This window comes from Motilimonas sp. E26 (genome assembly GCF_021278025.1).
In the GTDB taxonomy this organism is placed as follows: domain Bacteria; phylum Pseudomonadota; class Gammaproteobacteria; order Enterobacterales; family CBDFNC01; genus Motilimonas.
In genome coordinates, this window is sequence record NZ_JAIBHJ010000039.1 from 1 (window position 1) to 21,941 (window position 21,941).

Annotated in this window: 23 protein-coding genes; 15 read left to right on the forward strand and 8 right to left on the reverse strand. The window is 44.0% G+C overall.

Going from position 1 to position 21,941, the window contains the following annotated elements; genetic code table 11:
• Positions 1 to 215: 215 nt before the first annotated feature.
• Both ppgK and queG read right to left on the reverse strand, forming a co-directional pair.
• Positions 216 to 953: a polyphosphate--glucose phosphotransferase gene (gene ppgK / locus K1M91_RS19820; protein WP_232803991.1), complete on the reverse strand. Its 738-nt coding sequence runs from the start codon at positions 951 to 953 to the stop codon at positions 216 to 218.
• A 117-nt stretch (positions 954 to 1,070) separates the two neighbouring features.
• Entirely contained in the window at positions 1,071 to 2,201 is a 1,131-nt protein-coding gene (gene queG / locus K1M91_RS19825) for a tRNA epoxyqueuosine(34) reductase QueG (protein ID WP_232803992.1), read from the reverse strand.
• Positions 2,202 to 2,481: 280 nt separating this feature from the next.
• On the opposite strand from queG, the gene tsaE reads away from it, so the two are divergent.
• The 9 genes from tsaE (at position 2,482) to K1M91_RS19870 (ending at position 12,394) form a co-directional block, all read left to right on the forward strand.
• The gene (gene tsaE, locus K1M91_RS19830) at positions 2,482 to 2,946 is read left to right on the forward strand and encodes a tRNA (adenosine(37)-N6)-threonylcarbamoyltransferase complex ATPase subunit type 1 TsaE (protein ID WP_232803993.1); all 465 of its coding nucleotides are present in this window, start codon (positions 2,482 to 2,484) and stop codon (positions 2,944 to 2,946) included.
• Positions 2,939 to 4,258: an N-acetylmuramoyl-L-alanine amidase gene (locus K1M91_RS19835; RefSeq protein WP_232803994.1), complete on the forward strand. Its 1,320-nt coding sequence runs from the start codon at positions 2,939 to 2,941 to the stop codon at positions 4,256 to 4,258. Before tsaE ends, K1M91_RS19835 begins: the two co-directional genes overlap by 8 nt.
• A gap of 2 nt (positions 4,259 to 4,260) precedes the next feature.
• Complete coding sequence (gene mutL, locus K1M91_RS19840; protein WP_232803995.1) at positions 4,261 to 6,114, forward strand: DNA mismatch repair endonuclease MutL; 1,854 nt, start codon at positions 4,261 to 4,263, stop codon at positions 6,112 to 6,114.
• On the forward strand, positions 6,104 to 7,030 hold the full coding sequence (miaA, locus tag K1M91_RS19845) for a tRNA (adenosine(37)-N6)-dimethylallyltransferase MiaA (protein ID WP_232803996.1): 927 nt from the start codon (positions 6,104 to 6,106) through the stop codon (positions 7,028 to 7,030). Before mutL ends, miaA begins: the two co-directional genes overlap by 11 nt.
• Positions 7,031 to 7,105: 75 nt before the next feature.
• A complete protein-coding gene (hfq, locus tag K1M91_RS19850; protein WP_232803997.1) occupies positions 7,106 to 7,354 on the forward strand; it encodes an RNA chaperone Hfq in 249 nt (82 codons plus the stop codon).
• A gap of 53 nt (positions 7,355 to 7,407) precedes the next feature.
• A complete protein-coding gene (gene hflX / locus K1M91_RS19855) occupies positions 7,408 to 8,694 on the forward strand; it encodes a ribosome rescue GTPase HflX (RefSeq protein ID WP_232803998.1) in 1,287 nt (428 codons plus the stop codon).
• 49 nt (positions 8,695 to 8,743) lie between these two features.
• Positions 8,744 to 9,886 carry an FtsH protease activity modulator HflK gene (hflK, locus tag K1M91_RS19860; protein ID WP_232803999.1) on the forward strand — a complete coding sequence of 381 codons (1,143 nt, stop codon included), beginning with the start codon at positions 8,744 to 8,746 and terminating at the stop codon, positions 9,884 to 9,886.
• 2 nt (positions 9,887 to 9,888) lie between these two features.
• Positions 9,889 to 10,830, forward strand: coding sequence for a protease modulator HflC (hflC, locus tag K1M91_RS19865; RefSeq protein WP_232804000.1), 942 nt, complete (start codon positions 9,889 to 9,891; stop codon positions 10,828 to 10,830).
• A gap of 250 nt (positions 10,831 to 11,080) precedes the next feature.
• Complete coding sequence (locus K1M91_RS19870) at positions 11,081 to 12,394, forward strand: adenylosuccinate synthase (RefSeq protein ID WP_232804001.1); 1,314 nt, start codon at positions 11,081 to 11,083, stop codon at positions 12,392 to 12,394.
• 79 nt (positions 12,395 to 12,473) lie between these two features.
• On the opposite strand, the gene ispB is transcribed toward K1M91_RS19870, so the two are convergent.
• Positions 12,474 to 13,445 (reverse strand): octaprenyl diphosphate synthase, encoded by a 972-nt coding sequence (gene ispB, locus K1M91_RS19875; protein ID WP_232804002.1) that lies wholly within the window; start codon positions 13,443 to 13,445, stop codon positions 12,474 to 12,476.
• A 211-nt stretch (positions 13,446 to 13,656) separates the two neighbouring features.
• On the opposite strand from ispB, the gene rplU reads away from it, so the two are divergent.
• From rplU to folA, 6 genes are all read left to right on the forward strand, one after another.
• Positions 13,657 to 13,968: a 50S ribosomal protein L21 gene (rplU, locus tag K1M91_RS19880; protein ID WP_232804003.1), complete on the forward strand. Its 312-nt coding sequence runs from the start codon at positions 13,657 to 13,659 to the stop codon at positions 13,966 to 13,968.
• A gap of 15 nt (positions 13,969 to 13,983) precedes the next feature.
• Positions 13,984 to 14,241, forward strand: a complete 258-nt coding sequence (gene rpmA / locus K1M91_RS19885) for a 50S ribosomal protein L27 (protein ID WP_232804004.1) — start codon at positions 13,984 to 13,986, stop codon at positions 14,239 to 14,241.
• A 239-nt stretch (positions 14,242 to 14,480) separates the two neighbouring features.
• The gene (gene cgtA, locus K1M91_RS19890; RefSeq protein ID WP_232804005.1) at positions 14,481 to 15,644 is read left to right on the forward strand and encodes an Obg family GTPase CgtA; all 1,164 of its coding nucleotides are present in this window, start codon (positions 14,481 to 14,483) and stop codon (positions 15,642 to 15,644) included.
• A gap of 165 nt (positions 15,645 to 15,809) precedes the next feature.
• On the forward strand, positions 15,810 to 16,607 hold the full coding sequence (locus K1M91_RS19895) for a threonine/serine exporter family protein (RefSeq protein ID WP_232804006.1): 798 nt from the start codon (positions 15,810 to 15,812) through the stop codon (positions 16,605 to 16,607).
• A complete protein-coding gene (locus K1M91_RS19900; RefSeq protein ID WP_232804007.1) occupies positions 16,607 to 17,071 on the forward strand; it encodes a threonine/serine exporter family protein in 465 nt (154 codons plus the stop codon). Before K1M91_RS19895 ends, K1M91_RS19900 begins: the two co-directional genes overlap by 1 nt.
• Before the next feature lie 17 nt (positions 17,072 to 17,088).
• Entirely contained in the window at positions 17,089 to 17,583 is a 495-nt protein-coding gene (gene folA / locus K1M91_RS19905) for a type 3 dihydrofolate reductase (protein ID WP_232804008.1), read from the forward strand.
• Between the two features lie 17 nt (positions 17,584 to 17,600).
• On the opposite strand, the gene K1M91_RS19910 is transcribed toward folA, so the two are convergent.
• The 5 genes from K1M91_RS19910 to surA are packed head-to-tail and all read right to left on the reverse strand — an operon-like array spanning position 17,601 to position 21,934.
• Positions 17,601 to 18,443 (reverse strand): symmetrical bis(5'-nucleosyl)-tetraphosphatase, encoded by an 843-nt coding sequence (locus K1M91_RS19910; protein WP_232804009.1) that lies wholly within the window; start codon positions 18,441 to 18,443, stop codon positions 17,601 to 17,603.
• A gap of 2 nt (positions 18,444 to 18,445) precedes the next feature.
• Positions 18,446 to 18,820 carry a Co2+/Mg2+ efflux protein ApaG gene (gene apaG / locus K1M91_RS19915; RefSeq protein WP_232804010.1) on the reverse strand — a complete coding sequence of 125 codons (375 nt, stop codon included), beginning with the start codon at positions 18,818 to 18,820 and terminating at the stop codon, positions 18,446 to 18,448.
• A gap of 1 nt (position 18,821) precedes the next feature.
• Positions 18,822 to 19,646 (reverse strand): 16S rRNA (adenine(1518)-N(6)/adenine(1519)-N(6))-dimethyltransferase RsmA, encoded by an 825-nt coding sequence (rsmA, locus tag K1M91_RS19920; protein WP_232804011.1) that lies wholly within the window; start codon positions 19,644 to 19,646, stop codon positions 18,822 to 18,824.
• Positions 19,643 to 20,632, reverse strand: a complete 990-nt coding sequence (gene pdxA, locus K1M91_RS19925) for a 4-hydroxythreonine-4-phosphate dehydrogenase PdxA (RefSeq protein WP_232804012.1) — start codon at positions 20,630 to 20,632, stop codon at positions 19,643 to 19,645. The genes rsmA and pdxA overlap by 4 nt, the downstream gene beginning before the upstream one ends.
• A gap of 3 nt (positions 20,633 to 20,635) precedes the next feature.
• Entirely contained in the window at positions 20,636 to 21,934 is a 1,299-nt protein-coding gene (gene surA, locus K1M91_RS19930; protein WP_232804013.1) for a peptidylprolyl isomerase SurA, read from the reverse strand.
• Positions 21,935 to 21,941 lie beyond the last annotated feature (7 nt).

Below are 21,941 nucleotides of genomic sequence, written 5' to 3' on the forward strand. Positions count from 1 at the left end.
GTACTAGCTCAGCTGGTAGAGCGCAACCTTGCCAAGGTTGAGGTCACGAGTTCGAGCCTCGTGTACCGCTCCAAATCTTTCCTAATACATTCCTATCAAGCTATTACTATCCATCGTTTACTATCTCGTGTCATTGTTTGATCTTTGCTTTATTTAAACGAAAAAAACGACCATCAGGTCGCCTTTAATAAGTTAGGTTTTAATTTTATTTTTATTTAAAGCTGGCTTTTTGCATACAGAGCTGCACCAATAATGCCTGCTTGGTTAAGAGATTGCGCTGGGATCACTTCCGCGTTGGTTTCTAATTGATCCACAAACTTTTCTAGTTTTTTACTGGCACCACCGCCTAGAATAAAGCAGTCAGGTGAGAGTAAAAACTCCAAGCGCTGTAGGTACAAATTAAAGCGCTTGCCCCATTTGCTCCAACTGAGGTCTTCTTTCTTGCGGGTTGAGTCCGCGGTGTAGTGCTCGGCAACCATTCCTTCTAATATAATGTGACCTAGTTCAGTGTTCGGTAGCAGTTGTCCGTTAGTGAAAACAGCCGTGCCTAAGCCCGTGCCTATGGTGATCAACACAACCACTCCCGATTTATTTTTACCTGCTCCGAAGGTAAATTCTGCCATTCCTGCTGCATCGGCATCATTTACCACAAAGCAAGGGCATTGTGTGTTGGTGGCGAAAAGCTTTGCCGCATCGGTATTGATCCAGCTTTTGTCTATATTTGATGCTGTTTTCGCGACACCGTGCACTACTGTTGCAGGAAATCCACAGCCAATTGGGCCTTGCCATTGAAAATGGTCAACAAGTTGTTTGAGTGTCTCGGCAACGGCTTCTGGCGTAGCCGGTTGCGGCGTTGCAATACGATGTCGCTCTGTGACCAACTCGCCCGTTTGTGTATCTACGATGGCACCTTTAATGCCTGAGCCGCCAATATCAACACCTAATATTTGCATTTGAATTACCTTAATAATTGTTTTTCAAAAGGATGCCCTGAGAATGAATATTTCACAAGTAAAGGGCTAGATTGGTCACGTTAAGTTTGAGCTTAGTCGAATTATGTACCACCTTAACTATGCGTCTCGGGGCAAGCCTTTTTCTATGCTACGGATTAAACGCTGTGTTTTTTTTGCCGATATTAAATCAGACTTTTGTTGCTGTTGTGTTAAAGCCCATTGGATATGCTCTTGAACGAGGTTTGATGTTGCGCTCGCTAAGCCATGCTCTAATGCCTTGATAATTTTTTCCTGATGCGCTGCGTTACCTAACGCTACAGCAATATTTCGTTGCCAACGTTCAAAACCAATACGACGTATGGGAGAGCCTTCTGTGCGTTGCAAAAACTCAGTTTCAGTCCAACTAAATAGGGTTAATAACTGCTGGCTCTTAAGCTGCGCACGAGGGTGAAAGTCGATTTCATCAGTAAGCTTTGCGTAGCGATTCCACGGACAAATGAGTTGGCAGTCATCACAGCCATAAATACGATTGCCTATTAAGGGCCTAAATTCTTCTGGTATAGGGCCATTTAGTTCTATGGTCAGGTAGGAAATACAGCGCCTAGCATCAACAACATATGGCTCGACAATGGCTTGAGTTGGACAAATAGTGATACAAGCAACGCAGCTACCGCATTTTTCTTGAATCGGCTGATCAACTGGTAAGGGGAGATTTACCAATAGCTCGCCTAAGAAAAACCAAGAGCCAGCTTGCTCATCAAGCACGAGAGAATGTTTACCAACCCAGCCTAAACCTGCGTTAGCTGCGAGCGGGCGCTCTAATATTGGCGCTGAATCAACAAAGGGTCGATAGTTTAATTCATTACAGCTTTGTTTAATGTGCTCTCCTAATTGTTTGAGCCGTTGTCGCATCACTTTATGATAATCGCGGCCTAGGGCGTAGCGACTGATGTAACCTATGTCTGTCTGTTTGAGATCGTTGGCAAAGCTGGCATCGGGTGGTAAGTAATCCATGCGCACAGAAATAACGCGCAGTGTGCCAGGATGAAGCTCGTTGGGACGTGCCCGCATCATGCCGTGACGAGACATATATTCCATTTCACCGTGGTAATTGGCGTCTAACCATTGTTGTAATTCGGCTTCATGCTCACTGAGGTCTATATCTGCGATACCTACCTGCTGAAAGCCCAGCTCTCGGCCCCACTGTTTGATATTGTGTGCTAATTGTTCAAGTGTTTGCTCTGTCATGGGGAAGGCCACTGTTATTACTTGGGCGTCAGTTTATCATAAGCATAAGAGCAAGGCAGCGCGGCGGTTTTATTGTTTAAGCTAACATCTTATTCCCTTGTGCATAGTCAAATATAGTATGAGCAGGGTATTATCAGTTATGATTGCATCTATTATGAATTTTTTGCAGTTTCATCGCGCTTTCTTATGATACTGCGTTGGTTCAGTTTGCGTCGAGTTTCGGTTTGTTGAATAAGCTTCTTGCTTATTACTGTTGTTAATTAATGGGTTGATATCTTTCATGTTTAAAACGGTTTTGGTTGATGATGTTGCAACGGTGGAATTTGGACGAAAGCTGAGTCAGTGTTGTGATCAAGCCAGTTGTTTTTTTCTCTACGGAGACCTGGGTGCTGGCAAGACCACGTTAACGCGGGGCTTCGTGCAAGGGCTTGGTCATTCAGGTAATGTAAAAAGCCCTACATATACCTTGGTTGAACCTTATGAGCTGGCAAAGTGGCAGGTTTATCATTTTGATTTATATCGCTTGGCAGATCCTGAAGAGCTTGAGTTTATGGGGATTCGAGATTACTTCAGTGACAATAGTCATTGTTTGATTGAATGGCCAGACAAAGGCTTGGGAGTATTACCTGAGCCCGATATCATCATAAACCTAACTTACTTAGGCCAACAGCGGCAAATAGAGATAAGTTCACGCTCTGCTGTAGGGCAAAAGATAATTGAAAAATTAGAGTCGTTACATGAATAAGCTGATAGCAATATTTTTATGTCTGTTTACATTAAGCTTTAATGGGGTTGCCAGTGAGCTTAAAGGTGTGCGAATTTGGCCGTCACCAGATAGCACCCGTGTGGTATTAGATTTAACCTCGGCCCCAGTACATGATTCGTTTTTATTAACGGGGCCAGATCGTATTGTGGTCGACATTAATGGCCCTATTAGTAAATTTGATCTTACTAAAATTAAAAATACTAGCCCTTTGCTTAAAGCTATCCGTACCAGTACGCCAAAAAAGAAAGGGACTTTCCGTTTGGTGTTCGATTTAAATAAAGCGACCAAGCCAGTTATTTTTTCTTTAACGCCAACTAAGCCTTACGGCCATCGATTAGTTATCGATTTGCCACATAATAATGTCAAGCCAGCGAAAGAAAGTAGCGCGAAGAAGCCGGTCGTCCCTCCTAGCTTAAATGGTCAACGAGACATAGTTATTGCCGTTGATGCTGGCCATGGCGGTGACGATCCTGGGGCCTTGGGTAAAAAAACCTATGAAAAAAACGTTACTCTCGCCATAGCAAAGCACGTGGCAGAGTTGATCAACCGTGAAAAGGGCATGAAAGCCGTGCTTATTCGTAGCGGCGACTACTTTGTTAATTTGAATAAACGCTCCGATATAGCGAGGAAATCGCAGGCTGATCTATTGATTTCTATTCATGCTGACGGATTCCATAATCCTAAGCCACGTGGTGCTTCTGTATGGGTGCTCTCTACTCGACGCGCGAACTCTGAGATTGGTCGTTGGATTGAAAAGCATGAAGAGCAATCAGAGTTACTGGGTGGGGCTGGCGAAGTGATTAACAAGGCGGAGCAAGACTTGTTTCTAACGCGCACGCTACTCGATATGTCGATGGACCATTCGATGAATACTGGTTATGGCGTGAGTGTTGAAGTGCTTAAGGAGCTAGGTAAGGTAACCACCTTACATAAAAAACGGCCAGAGCATGCTAGCCTCGCAGTTTTGAAATCGCCAGATATTCCTTCTTTGCTAGTGGAGGCGGGTTTTATTACCAACCGACAAGAAGAAGCGTTACTACGTACTACCTCGCACCAAAAGAAAATTGCTAATGCGGTTTACGTTGGTGTTAAGCGTCATTTTGCTAATAACCCACCGGTTGGGACATACTTTGCGGCAATCGCGGCAAAATCTCACGTGGTTCAACGCGGCGAAAGTTTGTCTGTAATTGCTAAGCGTTATGGCGTAAGTGTGAGTCAGCTAAAACTAGCCAATCAATTAAAATCAGACCAACTTAGAGTGGATCAAGAACTTAAGATCCCAAGTAGTTAATTATGCCTATTCAAATATTACCACCTCGCCTTGCTAACCAGATTGCAGCGGGTGAAGTGGTAGAGCGACCTGCTTCAGTGGTCAAAGAGCTCGTTGAAAATAGCTTAGATGCCGGTGCTAGCAAAATTGAAATCGAGTTAGAAAAGGGCGGCACTAAGCTTATTCGTATTCGCGATAATGGCAGTGGTGTGGCTAAAGAGGAGTTACAGCTAGCACTCAGTCGCCATGCCACGAGTAAAGTAACCTCGTTAGATGATCTTGAAGCCATTATAAGCTTAGGTTTTCGTGGCGAGGCGCTTGCCAGTATTAGCTCAGTTTCACGTTTAACTTTCTCATCTTGTACCGCTGAGCAAAGCGAAGGCTGGCAGGCCTGCACTGAAGGTCGGGACATGGCAGTTAAAGTGCAGCCAGTGGCCCATCCTGTAGGCACTTCGGTAGAAGTCGCGGACCTGTTTTTTAATACCCCAGCAAGAAGGCGTTTTTTACGCTCAGAAAAAACAGAATTTGGCCACATTGAAGAATTGGTCAAACGTTTAGCACTAAGTCATTTTGAAGTACATTTTAGCCTTAAACATAATGGCAAGGTGGTCAAAAACTTTCGTCCGGCATTAACGTTACCGCAACAAGAAAAGCGCGTAGCTGCCATTTGCTCTAATCAGTTTATGCAGCATGCGTTGGCGATTAAGGCTCAACACGGTGATTTAGCGCTATCGGGTTGGATTATTGAACCACAAGGGGCGCGTGCGCAAAACGATGTTCAATACTGCTATGTCAATGGCCGGATGATGCGCGACAAATTGATAAATCATGCGATCCGACAAGCTTATGCCGATAAGTTACCTAGCCATTTATTTGCTGGGTTTATTATTTATATTCAAGTGGATCCGGCGGAAGTCGACGTTAATGTGCATCCGGCGAAACATGAAGTGCGTTTTCATCAGGGGCGTTTGGTCCATGATTTTATATTACAAACGCTAAATGACGCCTTGTTGGAAAATGAGTCTAGTGAGTTAAATAAAGAAAATTTAAAGCAGTTAGAGCAAGGTGATATTTCGACACCAGAGTCAATTGATAGCACGGTCGTTTCAGAGTCTCATGGTCCTTATACCGCTTCACCTCGCTCGGAAACACCGCGTACACCTTCTTTTTCAAACAGTAGTGGCAAAACGACACATGGCTATCGGTCATCCTCGTCGGCGACGAATGCATTGAATGAGTCGGTGTGGACACAAGCGCCACCTCAGCTGCCCGTTGCGAATGATTCGGAGCAGCAAGAGCCAATAACTGAAAGCAGCCTAGGCGTACCGTTAACCTTAATCGATGAGCGTTTTTTATTACTACAAGGGAAACGCCTGCAACTACTTTCACTGGTAAAAGCGTGGCAGCTGGTGAGTTATCATCAGTTGTTGGGATATTTTCAACAAGGGCCGATATCGCAACCTTTGTTGTTACCTGTTTCCGTATGTGTGGGAGCAGAGTTGCTCGATGTAGCAAAGTTTCATCAAGAAAGCTTGAATAAATTGGGCTTGCAGTTGAAAACCCAAGGTAACGACACCATTATTGTGTGTCAGGTGCCGCCACAAATGCGTAATGTGCCACAAAGTGACATTGTGGTTGGTTTATTGCAACAACTGGCGCCTGAAATGAACGAGCTCGCAGGGGAAAAAATTGAAGCGGCGTGTTGGTGGCTGGCTGGTCGAATTAGTCAGCATAAGCACACCTTTGATTGGCTTGGCGCGCAACAGTTGATGCTGCAATTACAGCAACAGTTAGGTGAATCCTTAACCGCTCATAGTGACGTTTTATTACGTCAAGTTGATTTAGCCACCACAATAAAGAGTTTTGATGTTGAATAATAACCACCCACAAGCGATTTTTTTAATGGGCCCGACTGCTTCAGGTAAAACTGATTTAGCAATAGAGATTGCTCAAAGAATGCCTTGTGACGTGATTAGCGTTGACTCCGCATTAATTTATCGTGGTATGGACATCGGTACGGCTAAGCCTACAGCCGAAGAATTAGCTAAGGCGCCGCATCAGCTAATTGATATTTTAGACCCGTCAGAGTCATATTCAGCGGCTGATTTTCGTCGTGATGCATTGGCTTTAATGGAACAATCGATTAGTAAAGGCCGCACACCATTATTAGTGGGTGGCACGATGCTTTATTTTAAAGCTTTACTAGAAGGTTTATCACCGTTACCGGAAGCCGATACGGCGATTAGAGCAGAGATAGAGCAGCAAGCTGAAACCTTAGGTTGGCAGGCGTTACATGATGAGTTGATGGCTATTGATCCTGTTGCGGCGAACCGTATTCACCCAAATGATCCGCAACGTTTGTCTCGTGCTCTTGAGGTTTACCGACTAACAGGGAAGACCTTGACAGAGTTAACTAAAACGAAGGCGCCACCCTTGCCTTATCAGGTGCATCAATTTGCTTTGATGTCAGATGATCGGCAAACTTTGCATCAACGTATTGAACAACGTTATATGAAAATGTTAGAAGCTGGCTTTGAAGATGAAGTACGTGCTTTGTACGCACGAGGTGACTTACACATTGAACTGCCTTCTATGCGCTCGGTGGGCTATCGCCAAATGTGGCAATATTTAGCGGGTGAACTTTCTCACCAAGAAATGGTCTACCGTGGTGTTGTCGCTACGCGTCAATTAGCTAAGCGTCAAATTACTTGGTTGCGAGGATGGTCGGACTTGATCACACTTGAGCCAGGAAGTAGAGAAAATATTGATAAAATTGTACAAGTTATTGGCTAGATTAAATAAAGCATGTATATAATCTTACGTTATGCGCATTTTTTTATAACAACAAAACAATAAGGAAAATAAGAAATGGCCAAGGGGCAATCATTACAAGACCCTTTTTTAAACGCTTTGCGTCGTGAAAGGATTCCAGTATCAATTTATCTGGTTAATGGTATTAAGTTACAAGGTCAAATAGAGTCATTTGACCAGTTCGTGATTCTATTAAAGAACACGGTAAACCAAATGGTTTACAAACACGCGATTTCAACCGTCGTTCCAGCACGCCCTGTTAGTCACCACACCGGTACGGCAGGTGGCACTGAAGGCGGGGAATAATTTTGATTTTTTTGGTGGAGCAAGTCTCCACCTTTTTTTAAGGAGTTTTTTGCTTGTTTGACCGTTATGAAGCAGGTGAACAGGCTATATTGGTTCATATCGATTTTCGTGAAGAAGGCGAACGAGAAGATCTAGTAGAGCTTGAAATGTTAGTCAGTTCTGCGGGCGTAAATGCAGTATCTACTGTGACCGGAAGCCGTTCCAGCCCTCACCCTAAATATTTTGTTGGTAGTGGTAAAGCAGAAGAAATTGCCCAACAAGTCAGTTTATTCGAAGCCGATGTCATTATTTTTAATCATGCCTTATCGCCGGGACAAGAGCGTAATTTAGAAAAATTATGCCAATGTCGAGTGTTAGATCGGACTTCACTGATTTTGGATATTTTTGCGCAACGGGCACGAACCCATGAAGGTAAGTTGCAAGTTGAGTTAGCACAACTGCGCCACCTGTCGACACGCTTAATTCGCGGCTGGACGCACTTAGAGCGACAAAAGGGTGGTATAGGCTTGCGAGGTCCGGGGGAAACTCAGTTAGAAACGGATCGCCGCTTATTACGTGAGCGAATCAAGGCTATTTTAAGACGTTTAGATAAGGTTGCGAAACAACGCGAGCAAGGTCGGCGTTCACGTCAACGCAATGAAGTACCTACAGTTTCTTTAGTGGGCTATACCAATGCGGGCAAGTCCACCTTATTTAATCGGTTAACGCGCGCTGATGTCTATGCGGCGGACCAATTATTTGCGACGTTGGACCCGACGTTACGGAAAATTGAAATAGCGGATGTGGGTAATACCATTTTGGCGGATACCGTTGGCTTTATTCGACATTTGCCTCATGATTTGGTTGCGGCATTTAAAGCAACCCTTGAAGAAACTCGCGAAGCAGACATCTTATTACATGTTGTCGATTGCTCTGATGAGCGCTATGAAGACAATATGCGTGAAGTCGAGTCGGTTTTAGCCGAAATTGATGCTGATGAAGTACCGCAGTTAATTGTGATGAACAAGATCGATGCGGTAGAAGGGCGCGAGCCAAAGATTGTTTATAATGATGAAGGTGTCGCAACTCACGTATACCTTTCAGCCAAAGATGATCTGGGAATTGATTTATTATTTAGAGCGTTAACTCAGCGTTTAGCTGGTGCAATGGTGACGAAACATTTAGCATTGCCCCCTACGGCAGGTAAATTACGTAGTACACTGTATGCACTGAATTGTATTGAACATGAAGTGTTTGATGATGCAGGTGGCTGGAATATCGATGTCCGCATGACGGCGATCGATTGGGAGCGACTTTTAAAACAGCAAGGAGAGGTTATTCAAACCTTTATTGCATCTTAAATGCCTGTTACATTTATTGATTAATATCTTCTAGTAAGTGGAGAGTAGAATGGCCTGGAATGAGCCTGGAAATGGTGGTAATAAAGACCGCGACCCATGGCAGAACAACAATAAGAATCAGGGACCCCCTGATTTGGATGAAGTGTTCAAAAAGCTAAGTGGTAAGTTTGGCGGCGTTTTTGGTGGCAAAGGTGGCGGTGGTGATGTCAGCTCTTTTGGCATTATGATTGTTGTTGTTATCGGTTTGCTAATTTGGGGCGTAAGTGGTTTTTACACCATCAAAGAAGCTGAGCGCGGCGTGGTATTGCGTTTTGGTGGTTATCACGAAACTGTATTACCTGGCTTACAATGGAATCCAAAATTTATCGATCAAGTCATTCCTGTTGACGTCAATACCATTCGGTCATTACGCGGTAAGGGGTCAATGCTAACAGCCGATGAGAACGTGGTTGAGGTTGAAATGGATGTGCAATATAAAGTTGTAGATCCTAAGCAATATCTATTTAGCGTGACCAATGCTGATGATAGTTTATCGCAAGCGTTAGACAGTGCATTGCGTTATGTTGTTGGTCACACCCAAATGAATAATGTGCTGACAACAGGCCGTGATGTCGTTCGTAAAGATACTTGGAACAAGTTAGAAGAGATCACTGAACCTTACAATATGGGTTTACAAGTGATTGATGTTAACTTCTTACCTGCTCGTCCTCCGGTGGAAGTCAAAGATGCATTTGATGATGCCATTGCAGCGCAAGAAGATGAAGAGCGTTTTATTCGCGAAGCTGAAGCGTACGAGCGTGAAAAAGAGCCGACAGCACGCGGTCAAGTTAAACGTATAGAGCAAGAAGCAATTGCTTACAAAGAGCAAGTAACTTTGCAAGCACAAGGTGAAGTGGCTCGTTTTGAAGCCTTGCTTCCTCAATATCGTGCGGCGCCAGAAGTGACCCGCGAACGTTTATACATTGAAACGATGCAGTCAGTATTAAGTAACACCAGCAAAGTATTACTTGATAGCCAAGGTAGTAACAGCATGATGTATCTACCCTTAGACAAAATTATGCAACAGTCTAAGCAAACTAAATCAGTTGAAAGTATGCCATCGCAGTCAGATGTAAACTCAACTTACAATACTGATATCACGATAAATGACACGCCTGTGCGCAGCACACGAATTCGTTCAGGGAGAGAATAATCATGAAAAAATTAATATTGATTATCCTTGCCGCAACTTTATTGGTGGGTTTTTCATCGGTGTTTGTGGTGCAAGAAGGCCATAAAGCAATTGTAATTAAGTTTGGTAAAGTGCAACGTGATGCTGATGGTATGCCTCATGTATTTGAACCTGGTTTGCATTTTAAGTTGCCATTGTTTGAGACTATTCGCACCATGGATGCGCGTATTCAAACCTTAGATGATGCATCTGACCGTTTTGTTACTTCTGAAAAGAAAGATTTAATTATTAATTCTTACGTGAAATGGGAAGTAGAAGACTTTGCCAAGTTCTACCTTGCCACAGGTGGTAACTTTGAGATGGCTGCGGATCTATTAAAACGCAAGGTGGGTAATGCCCTGCGTAATGAAATAGGTGCTCGTACCATTCAAGAGATCGTTTCTGGCGAACGTGATGATGTAATGATTAATGCTCTTAAGGTGCTCGATGGTACACAAAGCGCTGAAAATGCAGCAAAAGCTCTTGAAGATGGCGTTGATGTTGGTAAACAAAGTTCTGATGAGCTAGGTGTGCGCGTTCTTGATGTGCGTATTAAGCAAATTGAATTGCCGACTGAAGTGCGCTCAAGTATCTACAAGCGTATGCGCGCTGAGCGTGCCGCGGTAGCAAAAGAGCATCGCTCGCAAGGTCAAGAAAAGGCGACGATTATCCGCGCTAATATCGACCGTAAAGTGGCAGTGATGCTAGCGGATGCAAATCGTAAATCTCGTGAAATGCGCGGTGACGGTGACGCATTAGCAGCAAAAATTTATGCTGATACTTACGGTAAAGATCCTGAGTTCTATGCTTTCATTCGTAGCTTAGATGCTTACCGGGATAGCTTCAAAGATAAAAGTGACGTGATGGTGTTAAGCCCTGATTCGGAATTTTTCCGTTACATGGATGGCGCTATTAAGCAGCCGTAATAGCTTAATAACGTCAGTTGAAAGGCCAGCCTAGCTGGCCTTTTTTATTTACAATGGTGCCAGCCCTACTTGTTTTACAAAGGCATAGCTTGATGAACATATCATTGATTTTTCAGCGTGTAGTAGTGAGTGAAGGCATTGTTATACTTTTATTTCTGCATATATAACTATTTTGTGGAAAAAAACATTCACCTTTCGACTATAAAATTTGCTAGAATCCCGTTTTAATAAGTAACCGCGAAAAGTGAAAATGGGTAAGAATGTTGTTGTTCTCGGCACCCAGTGGGGTGACGAAGGTAAAGGCAAAGTAGTTGATTTGCTTACGGATCGAGCAAAATATGTGGTTCGCTATCAGGGCGGTCACAATGCCGGTCATACTCTGGTAATTGACGGTGAAAAAACCGTTCTTCATTTAATTCCTTCTGGTGTGCTACGTGAAAACGTGACCTGTATCATAGGCAACGGTGTTGTACTATGTCCTCAAGCTTTGGTTAAAGAAATGACCATGCTTGAAGCGAAAGGTGTACCAGTGCGCGAACGTTTAGTGATCAGTGAAGCGTGTCCACTAATTTTACCTTACCATGTAGCGCTTGATGTGGCTCGCGAAACAGCGCGCGGCAAAAAAGCAATCGGTACAACCGGTCGTGGCATTGGTCCTGCTTACGAAGATAAAGTAGCTCGACGCGGTCTACGTGTTGGTGATCTTAAGAATTTTGCAGACTTCGCAGCTAAATTGAAAGAAGTGGTTGAATACCATAACTTCCAGTTAACTCAGTACTACAAAGCTGAAGCTGTTAGCTATGAAGCAGTATTAGAGCAAGCCAAAGAAGTTGCTGAAATGCTCACAGGTATGGTTGTTGATGTAACCGACGTACTTGATAAAGCACGCTTAAATGGCGATAACATCATGTTTGAAGGTGCACAAGGTACCTTACTTGATATTGACCACGGTACTTATCCGTACGTAACTTCGTCAAACACGACGGCAGGTGGTGTGGCAACGGGCAGTGGTTTTGGCCCACGTTACATTGATTATGTACTCGGTATTGTTAAAGCATACACAACGCGTGTTGGCTCTGGTCCTTTTCCGACAGAGCTATATGACGGCATCGATAAGCTAGATGCGGACGGTAAACATTTAGGTACGGTTGGTCATGAGTTTGGTGCCACTACTGGTCGTTTACGTCGTACAGGTTGGTTTGATGCGGTTGCTATCAAGCGCGCAATTCAGATCAATAGCATCTCTGGTTTTTGTTTAACTAAACTAGATGTATTAGACGGTCTTAAGACTATCAAGATTTGTACTGGTTACAAAACGCCGACAGGCGAAATTCTTGATGTACCACCAATGGCCGCTGAAGGCTACGAAGTGGTTGAGCCAGTGTATGAAGAAATGCCAGGTTGGGACGAGCCAACTTTTGGTGTGACTTCTTTTGATGCGCTACCTGCGAATGCACAAGCATATATCAAGCGCCTAGAAGAAGTAACGGGTGTGCCTATGGATATTATCTCTACAGGCCCAGATCGTAACGAAACGATGGTGCTAGTTAATCCATTTGCATAAAATGGATTAGCAACGAAAAAAGCCGCATTTGCGGCTTTTTTATATCCAAAATATACACAAAGTGTGAGCTTATCCTTTACTAGCTAACGCGCTTTACAGCCAGCCCAACAAGCCCTACTAAAGCATCCTTGTATTCTGATTGAGGAAGAATGCTCAGTGCTGCTATCGCTTTATCTGCTTCTTCCTGTGCCCGTTGTTCTGTGTACTCAATTGCTTTGGTATGCTTGAGGATCCCTAAGATCTCATCAAGGTGATCCATGCCATTACCAAGTTCAATGGCTTCGCGGATCCTTTGTTGTTGCGCAGGATCCCCTTGTTGCAGCGCATAGATCAAGGGTAGCGTTGGTTTACCCTCGGCGAGATCGTCACCGACATTTTTGCCCATTTCTTTAGCGTCAGCGGTGTAATCCATTACATCATCGACTAGCTGGAAGGCTGTGCCAAGGTATTTACCGTAATTTTGCATGGCTTTTTCAATGGCTGGATCTTGATTACTGATGACCGCCATAAGGTGGGTTGCAGCTTCAAATAATCGCGCTGTTTTGCAGTAAATAACCTGCATATACGAGGCTTCTGTGGTGTCAGCATCATTACAGTTAATCAGCTGCATCACTTCACCTTCGGCAATCACATTGGTGGAATCTGAAAGGATGTTCATTACCTTCAAATTTTCCAGCTCTGTCATCATTTGAAATGAGCGCGTATAGAGAAAGTCACCAACCAATACACTGGCGGCATTACCGAATAAGTTATTGGCTGTTTCACGGCCTCGGCGTAATTCTGATTCATCCACTACATCATCATGAAGTAAGGTGGCGGTATGAATAAATTCAATGATGGCAGCAAGTTGCACGTGCTGATCGCCTTGATAACCAAGTGCTCGAGCGGCTAAAACAGTCAATAACGGGCGAATACGTTTGCCCCCACTGTTGATGATATATAGGCCTAACTGATTGATAAGGGCAACGTCTGAGCTCAGTCTTTTTGCTATCAGTTGATTCACTTGGTCCATGTCGTTTTTGGATAAGTGTTGGATCTGTTTTAGGTCCATTCTACGCTCTGTTAATTATCTTGATGAAACCGGAAATTAGCTCAGTATTTTACAGCAAAACAATGATTTTAGCAGCGCTTTAACAAGAACAAGAAAGATTTTAAATTTTTTGCATTTTCGTCTTGCCAGCTTGGTGTGATTTGCGTACAATCCGCCCCCATTGTGATTAAGTAATCTGGCTCAAAATAATAGCCAGCACGGAGTAATAGACATGTACGCTGTTATTCAAAGCGGTGGTAAACAGCATCGCGTTACAGAAGGCCAAACTTTACGTCTAGAAAAACTAGATCTAGAAACAGGTGCTTCTGTAGATTTTGAAGAAGTTTTATTAGTAGCAAATGGCGACGACGTTAAAGTTGGCGCACCATTTGTAGCAGGCGGCAAAGTAGTTGCTGAAATTGTTTCTCACGGTCGTGGCGATAAAGTAAAAATCGTTAAGTTCCGTCGTCGTAAGCATTCTCGCAAACAAGCCGGTCATCGTCAGTGGTTCACAGAAGTGAAAATCACTGCAATCAACGCTTAATAGGGGTACTTAAAAATGGCACATAAAAAAGCTGGTGGTAGTACTCGTAACGGTCGCGATTCAGAAAGCAAACGCCTAGGTGTTAAGCGTTTTGGTGGCGAATCAGTTCTTGCGGGTAACATTTTAGTTCGTCAACGTGGTACTAAATTCCACGCTGGTACTAATGTAGGCCTAGGTAAAGACCACACTCTTTTCGCAACTGCTACAGGCACTGTGAAATTTGAAGTGAAAGGTCGCCTAAACCGTAAATACATTAGTATTGTTGCTGAATAATCAGTAACCATATAACTTGTAAAAAACCCGCTTCGGCGGGTTTTTTTGTTTTTTAAGACACTGAGATTTTTTTAGATGTGGACATTGAAAGAGTGAGAGATAGATCACTTTTTGTTATAGTCTCTGTCTCAGTGATAAGTAGGCTAATATTCATCGAGTAGATGGGATAAGCCAACACTATTTAGATCTGCATTGATGATCCTATCTAATGCTGGCGAATTTTTTGGCGGGAGTAAGAAATGAAGTTTGTTGATGAAGCAAAAGTAAAAGTGCAGGCCGGTGACGGCGGCAATGGTGTGGTAAGCTTCCGCCGAGAAAAATATATTCCAAATGGTGGCCCTGATGGCGGTGATGGCGGTGATGGCGGTGATGTATATTTAGTTGCTGACGAAAATTTAAACACCTTAATCGATTTTCGCTTTCAACGCTTTTATGCTGCTGAGCGTGGCCAAAATGGTCAAAGTCGTGGTTGTACCGGATCGCGAGGATCCGACAAGATCATGATGGTACCTGTTGGTACCCGTGCGTCAGACATAGATACTGGCGAAGTGATCGGTGATTTGACTCATCATGGCCAAAAATTAATGGTCGCTAAGGGCGGCTTCCATGGCTTGGGAAATACCCGTTTTAAAAGCAGTGTAAACCGCGCTCCTCGTCAAAAGACCATGGGGACGGCAGGTGAAGTTCGCGACTTAATGCTCGAATTAATGTTACTTGCTGATGTTGGGATGCTGGGGTTACCGAATGCCGGTAAATCAACCTTTATACGCGCTGTTTCAGCTGCAACACCTAAGGTAGCTGATTACCCATTTACGACCTTGATCCCAAGCTTAGGCGTTGTTGGCTTAAGTGGCGAGCGTAGTTTTGTGGTTGCTGACATTCCAGGGTTAATAGAAGGTGCTGCTGAGGGGGCGGGTTTAGGCGTACGTTTTCTTAAGCATTTAGAGCGTTGTCGTGTGTTACTTCATATGATCGATCTATTACCTGCCGACGGATCCGATCCTGCCGAGAATGCTAAAGTCATTATCGAAGAGTTAGAAAAACACAGTCCTAAATTGGCAAGTAAACCGCGTTGGCTAATTTTTAACAAAATCGATTTGGTGCTAGAAGATGAAGCACAAGAAACCATCGATAGCGTACTGGCTGCGTTAGATTGGCAAGATAAGTATTACAAAATTGCTGCGGCCAGTAAGCAGGGAACCAAAGAACTTTGCCTTGAACTAGCGGATTACATGGAAAGCTTACCAAAAGAGTCTGACGAGTCAGAGACCCAAGAGCAAGTTGAATTTAAATGGGATAATTACCATAAATCGGCAATTGAAGAAGCTACCGATTGGGATGATGAAGATGATGACTGGGATGAAGAAGATGACGAAGGGATAGAGTTTATTTATACCCCTTAATTAAAATACTTATTTCATCTAAACAAAAGCCGCACTCTGTGCGGTTTTTGCTTTCTTAAGCTTTAATAAGTTTACACGCTATCTGTGTTTTTTTTGCTTTTTGATAAATCATGTACGATTTTTTTGCTTAAAATAACCCTATGATTTTTTGAATGAGGGTTTTCTATGGTAGGCCTTTCCAGTACTGTGCCGCTGACTAAGCAACAGCAGACTGAAATAACTCGTATTGCGATTAAAGCGGGGCAACTGTTACAACAACATGGTGCTGAAAGCCGTTTAATTGAACAAACAACCACGCGTTTGGGAGTGGCTTTGGGAGCGCAAAGTATTGAACTTGCGGTCTCGGCAGATGCTTTAGTGCTTACCTCGTTATTTGAGGGGCGTTGTATTACCACTACCCGAAAGGTGCACGATCGGGGCATTAATATGCAAATGGTGTGTGATGTGCAGCGTATTTGCGTGATGGCGGAAAAGCAGTTACTTCGTGCTGCTGATGTCAATAAGAAGCTCGATAAACTCAAACCGATGAAGTATAACCGTTGGCTTGTTGTGTTGATGATAGGTTTATCCTGTGCCAGCTTTAGTCACCTGTTTGGCGGCGATTGGTGGGCCTTTGCGGTTACTTTTGTTGCTTCGGCCACAGCCATGTTTGTGCGTCAAGAATTGGCTCATCGCCATCATAACCCTTTTATTAATTTTGCTGTCACCGCCTTTATCGCCACGTTAATTTCTAGCTTTGGCGTTATCTATCAGCTTGGTAATCGTCCTGATTTAGCCATGGCGGCTTGTGTATTGCTATTAGTACCCGGTTTCCCATTGATTAATGCGGTTTCAGATATGGTTAAGGGTCACATTAATATGGGCATTGCCCGTTGGACAGCTGCAACCTTGCTTACTTTTAGCGTGGCTGCAGGTATCTTTGCTGCAATGGGTGTGACAAATGTGATGGGATGGTTAAGTTAATGGATTTACTATTTTTGCTTGTTGACGATATGTTTTGGGCGGCGATCCCAGCAGTCGGTTTTGCCATGGTGTTTAACGTGCCCAAGCACATGCTCGTGTATTGTGCGGTTGCTGGTGCGATTGGCCATGGCTTTCGGACTCTGACGATGCATTTTGGTTTACCGATTGAATGGGCCTCACTGGTTGCTACCACATTAATTGGCTTTATTGGTTTATATTGGTCGCGCAAGCATTTGATCCCTAGGCCTGTATTTACTGTTGCGGCGGCGATCCCGATGATCCCAGGCAGTTATGCCTTTGCTACCATGTTGGGACTTGTGGAGATGAACTCGGGTGGCTTTACTTACCAACTACTACAAACTGTGATTGAAAATGGCCTTAAAACTTTATTTATCTTAATTGCACTTAGTTTTGGGCTCGCGATCCCTTCTGTTTTGATTTATCGTGGTCGCCCCATTGTTTAAGTAGGTACAAAAACAAGATGAAAATAGCCATGATTGCGGCAATGGCCAATAATCGCATAATAGGTAAAGATAATCAGATGCCGTGGCACTTGCCAGCTGATTTAGCGTTTTTCAAGCAAACTACACTTGGTAAACCTGTGGTGATGGGGCGTCGTACTTATGAATCGATAGGACGTCCTTTACCAGGTCGGTTGAATATTGTGATTTCTCGTGATGACAGTTGGCAGGCAGCAGGGGTGACGTGTGTTACAAGTCCTGAAGCCGCATTAGAATTGCTGCAGGATCACGATGAGATTATGATTATTGGTGGTGGGGCTATTTACCAGGCTTTCTTGCCTCTTGCTGATACTTTATTTCTTACTTTTATTCAGGCGGATATTGCAGGCGATACTCAGTTTCCTGATTATGAAGCACAAAGTAACTGGCAATCTGAGCAACTAGGCTTTCACCCTGCAGATGAAAAAAATCAGTATGACTTGGTATTCACTAAGTTGGCACGCTTAGCCCAGTAAGTTTAGTAAAGCTGCGCTCATAGGTTTGCTATATGAGCGTCAGCTACCTTCATGCTCGGCAATGAAAAAAACTGTTGGTCGTCCCAGCGCAGCATGGTCAGGCGATTGCCCCAAACACAGCCTGTATCTAGCCCTATCACATCTTTTCTCGCGGTTTTACCCATTAATGCAGCCCAGTGGCCAAATAATATGGGGACAGAGCCAACATGCTCTCCTGCGACGTCAAACCATGGCTGTAGCGCTTCGTTTGTATTGCCCAGAGGTGGCTGCTTGTTGGCAAAATCTAAACTGCCATCTTGGTAGCAATAGCGCATACGGGTGAGCACATTGACAATAAAGCGCAGCCGCTCAAACCCCGTTAAATCCGGCGTCCAGTAAGTTGGGTGGTTACCGTACATATTCGCGAAAAAATCACTGTATTGAGGGCTGGCTAAAACTTGATGGACTTCTTGAGCGAGCTCAATGGCTTGCTCGGGTGTCCACTGTGGTGAAATTCCTGCATGAACCATAATAAAGCCATGCTCTGGATGTTTTCTGATTAAAGGCTGTTGCCTTAACCAACCTAGAATTTCTTCGCAATCGGGCGCAGAAAAGATTTCTGCGGTGAGATCTTTCTTCTTTTGTTTGGCGTAGCCTAATGAAACAGCCAGTAAGTGTAGATCGTGATTACCTAGCACGATCTTTGCGCTTTCACCTAGGTTTTTGACAAAGCGAAGGGTTTCAAGTGACTGTGGCCCACGAGCGACAAGGTCACCGGCAAGCCACAATTCATCGCGTTGCGCGTTAAAATTAACGAGTTCAAGCAATGACTGTAGTTCTGGAAAGCAACCTTGAATGTCGCCAACGATATAAGTCGCCATAATTAATGCAGAATATTAGGTAGCGCCAAACGAAACGCTGGAATACTGATTTGATGCAGTGCATTATCTTTACTTTGCATCGTATAGCTACCTTGCATGACTCCTAGTGGCGTATCGAGCACGGTGCCACTGGTATATTCAAAGGCACTACCGGGTAAAATATCGGGCTGTTGGCCAACTACGCCTGGTCCTTCTACTTCGGTTTCTTTGCCCTCAGCATCAGTGATCAACCAGTGGCGGTGCAAAAGTTGCATTGCTTGATCGCCGTTATTACGAATGGTAATGGTGTAAGCAAATACGTAGCGGTTTTGCTCTGGCTCAGATTGCGCCGGAATATACACCGTTTTTACACTGATTTGAATTTGCTCTGCGCCCATCTTATTCCTCATCCAATTCAGCAGGTGGGTTCTCATAAAGCCAGTTAGCTAGTTTTACATATTGTTCAACAGAAACTGTTTCAGGTCGGTTGTTGGCATCGATTCCCAAAGCTTCCAGTTGCTCTTCGGTGAATAGCTTTTTTAAACTGTTACGTAGCGTTTTACGGCGCTGGTTAAACGCCATGGTACACACTTTGTTTAGTAGTTTCACATCGTGTGCAACAAATGGCAGTTGGTCATAAGGCTCTAGACGTACCACCGCTGAATCAACTTTAGGTGCCGGTTTAAAGGCGCCCGGTGGCACTTCTAAAACCGGTGTAATAGCACAGTAATATTGCGCCATGACTGACAAACGGCCAAAGGCTTTACTTCCTGGACCTGCAGCGAGGCGGTTCACTACTTCTTTTTGCAACATAAAGTGCATGTCTTGAACTTTGTTTGCAAAACTGAACAGGTGAAACATTAATGGCGTTGAAATATTGTATGGTAAGTTGCCAAAGACGCGTAGCTTTTTGCCCTCTTCAAGTAAGCTTGAAAAGTCAAAGCGCATGGCATCTGCTTGATGTATGGTTAGTTTGTCACGAATAAACGGGTGTGACTCTAACCGCTGAGCTAAGTCTTTATCGAGCTCAACGACATTTAACTTATCAATTAAACTTGCTACTGGCTCGGTAAGGGCGCCAAGGCCTGGGCCGATTTCAACCAAGGTTTGATCATTTTTGGGGTGAATAGCCGCGACAATACAGTCAATTACATGTTGATCATGAAGGAAGTTTTGACCGAAACGTTTTCTTGCTCGGTGACCTTGGTGTACTTTTGAATTCATAATTGTTTTTTCTCGACCATCTCAATGGCTTGATTAAGTGCGGTGAACATACTGCCTGCATCTGCTTGGCCGGTACCTGCAAGATCAATTGCTGTTCCGTGATCCACCGAAGTGCGAATAAAAGGTAAGCCTAGAGTGATATTGACGGAATTTCCAAAGCCTTTGTATTTTAATACCGGCAACCCTTGGTCGTGATACATGGTCAGTACCGCATCAGCATCTTCTAAGTATTTAGGCTGGAATAAGGTATCAGCAGGGAGCGGACCCACTAAGTCAATGCCTTGCCCTCTGAGAATATCTAAGGTCGGCGTAATGACTTCGATTTCTTCGCGCCCTAAATGACCGTCTTCACCGGCGTGAGGGTTTAGCCCGCAAACATATATCCGAGGCTTAGCAATGGCAAACTTTGTTTTGAGCTCATCATTCAAAATGCTAATGATCTTGGTCAGTCGCTCTGGTGTAATGGCTTTGGCTACGTAAGCTAAAGGAATGTGAGTGGTCACTAATGCGACTCTTAAACCCGGCGTAGCGAGCAGCATTACGACATCAGAGGTATTAGATTCTTGAGCAAAAAACTCAGTATGGCCACTGAAAGACACGCCAGCGCGGTTGATCACACCTTTGTGTACTGGGCCTGTGACAACTGCTGCAAACTCGCCGCTCATATTACCTTTACATGCAAAAGAGAGAGTATCAAGTACATAGCGGCCGTTGGCTTCGTTAAGTTGTCCGGCCACAGCGGGGGCAGCTAATTGAATAGGTGCCACCGTAAGCGTGCCTTTTCGCTGAGACTGTGCGGGCTTATTTTGATTATACTCAATGAGTTTAATCGCTAAGTTAAGCTGTTTGGCGCGTTCAACTAGTAGAGTACTATCGGCGGCGACGACTAACTCAACTGGCCAATCTTGTTGTGCTATTTGCAATATTAAGTCAGGACCAATACCGCCCGGCTCGCCGGGCGTAATAACAATTCGAGCGACAGTCATGACTTATTCTTCGTCCATAATTTTTACGTAAGCTTCTTCACGAATTTCATTGAGCCAGTTTTGGCTTTCTTCGCTAAAGCGACGGTTGAAAAGTACTTGATAAGCTTTTTGTTTATTGGCTTGCTCGGTAATGTCGGTACTACGTTTACCCATCACTTGCACTAGGTGCCAGCCGTGAACAGAGCGAAATGGTTGACTGAGTTCACGCATATCCAGACGCAATACTTCATCTTTAAATGCCGGCACATACATTTCTGGATTTGCCCAACCTAGGTCGCCACCCTTCACCGCTGAGCCGGGGTCTTCTGAATGTGCTTTTGCTAGTTCACTAAAGTCAGCTTGGCCCGCTATAATTTGTTTACGATATTTATCAAGTAGTTGCTTGGCCTTCTCATCGCTAAGAATGATTGAAGGTTTAATGAGAATGTGGCGCGCATTGACTTCGGTTGAAGTTATTTTAGTTTGCCCTTTAGTTTCTAAAACTTTAATAATGTGTAAACCATTACTGCTTTTGAGTGGACCGATAATATCTTTCGCTTTTGCCCCTTCTACGGCTTTAGCAAATAATGTTGGCATATCGTTAATATTCATCCAGCCCCAGTCACCACCATCAAGGGCTTTTGGACCTTGAGATTCGGCCAAAGCTAATTCGCTAAAGTCTGCACCTGATTTTAAACGAGTTAACACATTTTCAGCTTTGTTTGTGACTTGCTCTATCTCTTTAGCGCTGGCATCTTCATTGAGCTTTAGCATGATATGGCCAATACGGTATTCCAGCTCTTTACCATCCTGCGCATGGACCATTTTGAGTAAATTATCGACTTCTTGCTCTGAAATATTAATACGGCGGCGAACTTGGATTCGAGAAACTTCGGCAATCAGCAGCTCTTCTCTAACTGAGTGACGAAATTCGGCGTAACTAACTCCTTGGCTTGCTAAATCTGCTTGCAGCTCGGGTAGGGTTTGATTTTTATCTTTTGCGATGTTCAAAATGGTTTGCTCTAATTGAGCATCGCTAATTTTCATTCCCAGCTGCTCAGCTATTTGGATTTGCAAGCTGTCTTGAATTAATTTCTCAAGCACTTGCTTGTTTAGCACAGAAGCCTTAGGTAACGGCTGTTGTTGTGCTTGATATTGGCGCTTCACTTCGGCTGATAAAGCCTCTACTTGGCTTTGCATTATGACATCTTTATTCACTACCGCGGCGACTTTATCTAGCTCAACAGGAGCGGCTTGTATTCCTACACTGCCAAAAAACAATGAGGCTGAAAATGTGTAACTGAGTAGTTTTTTAATCATCATCTTCTTA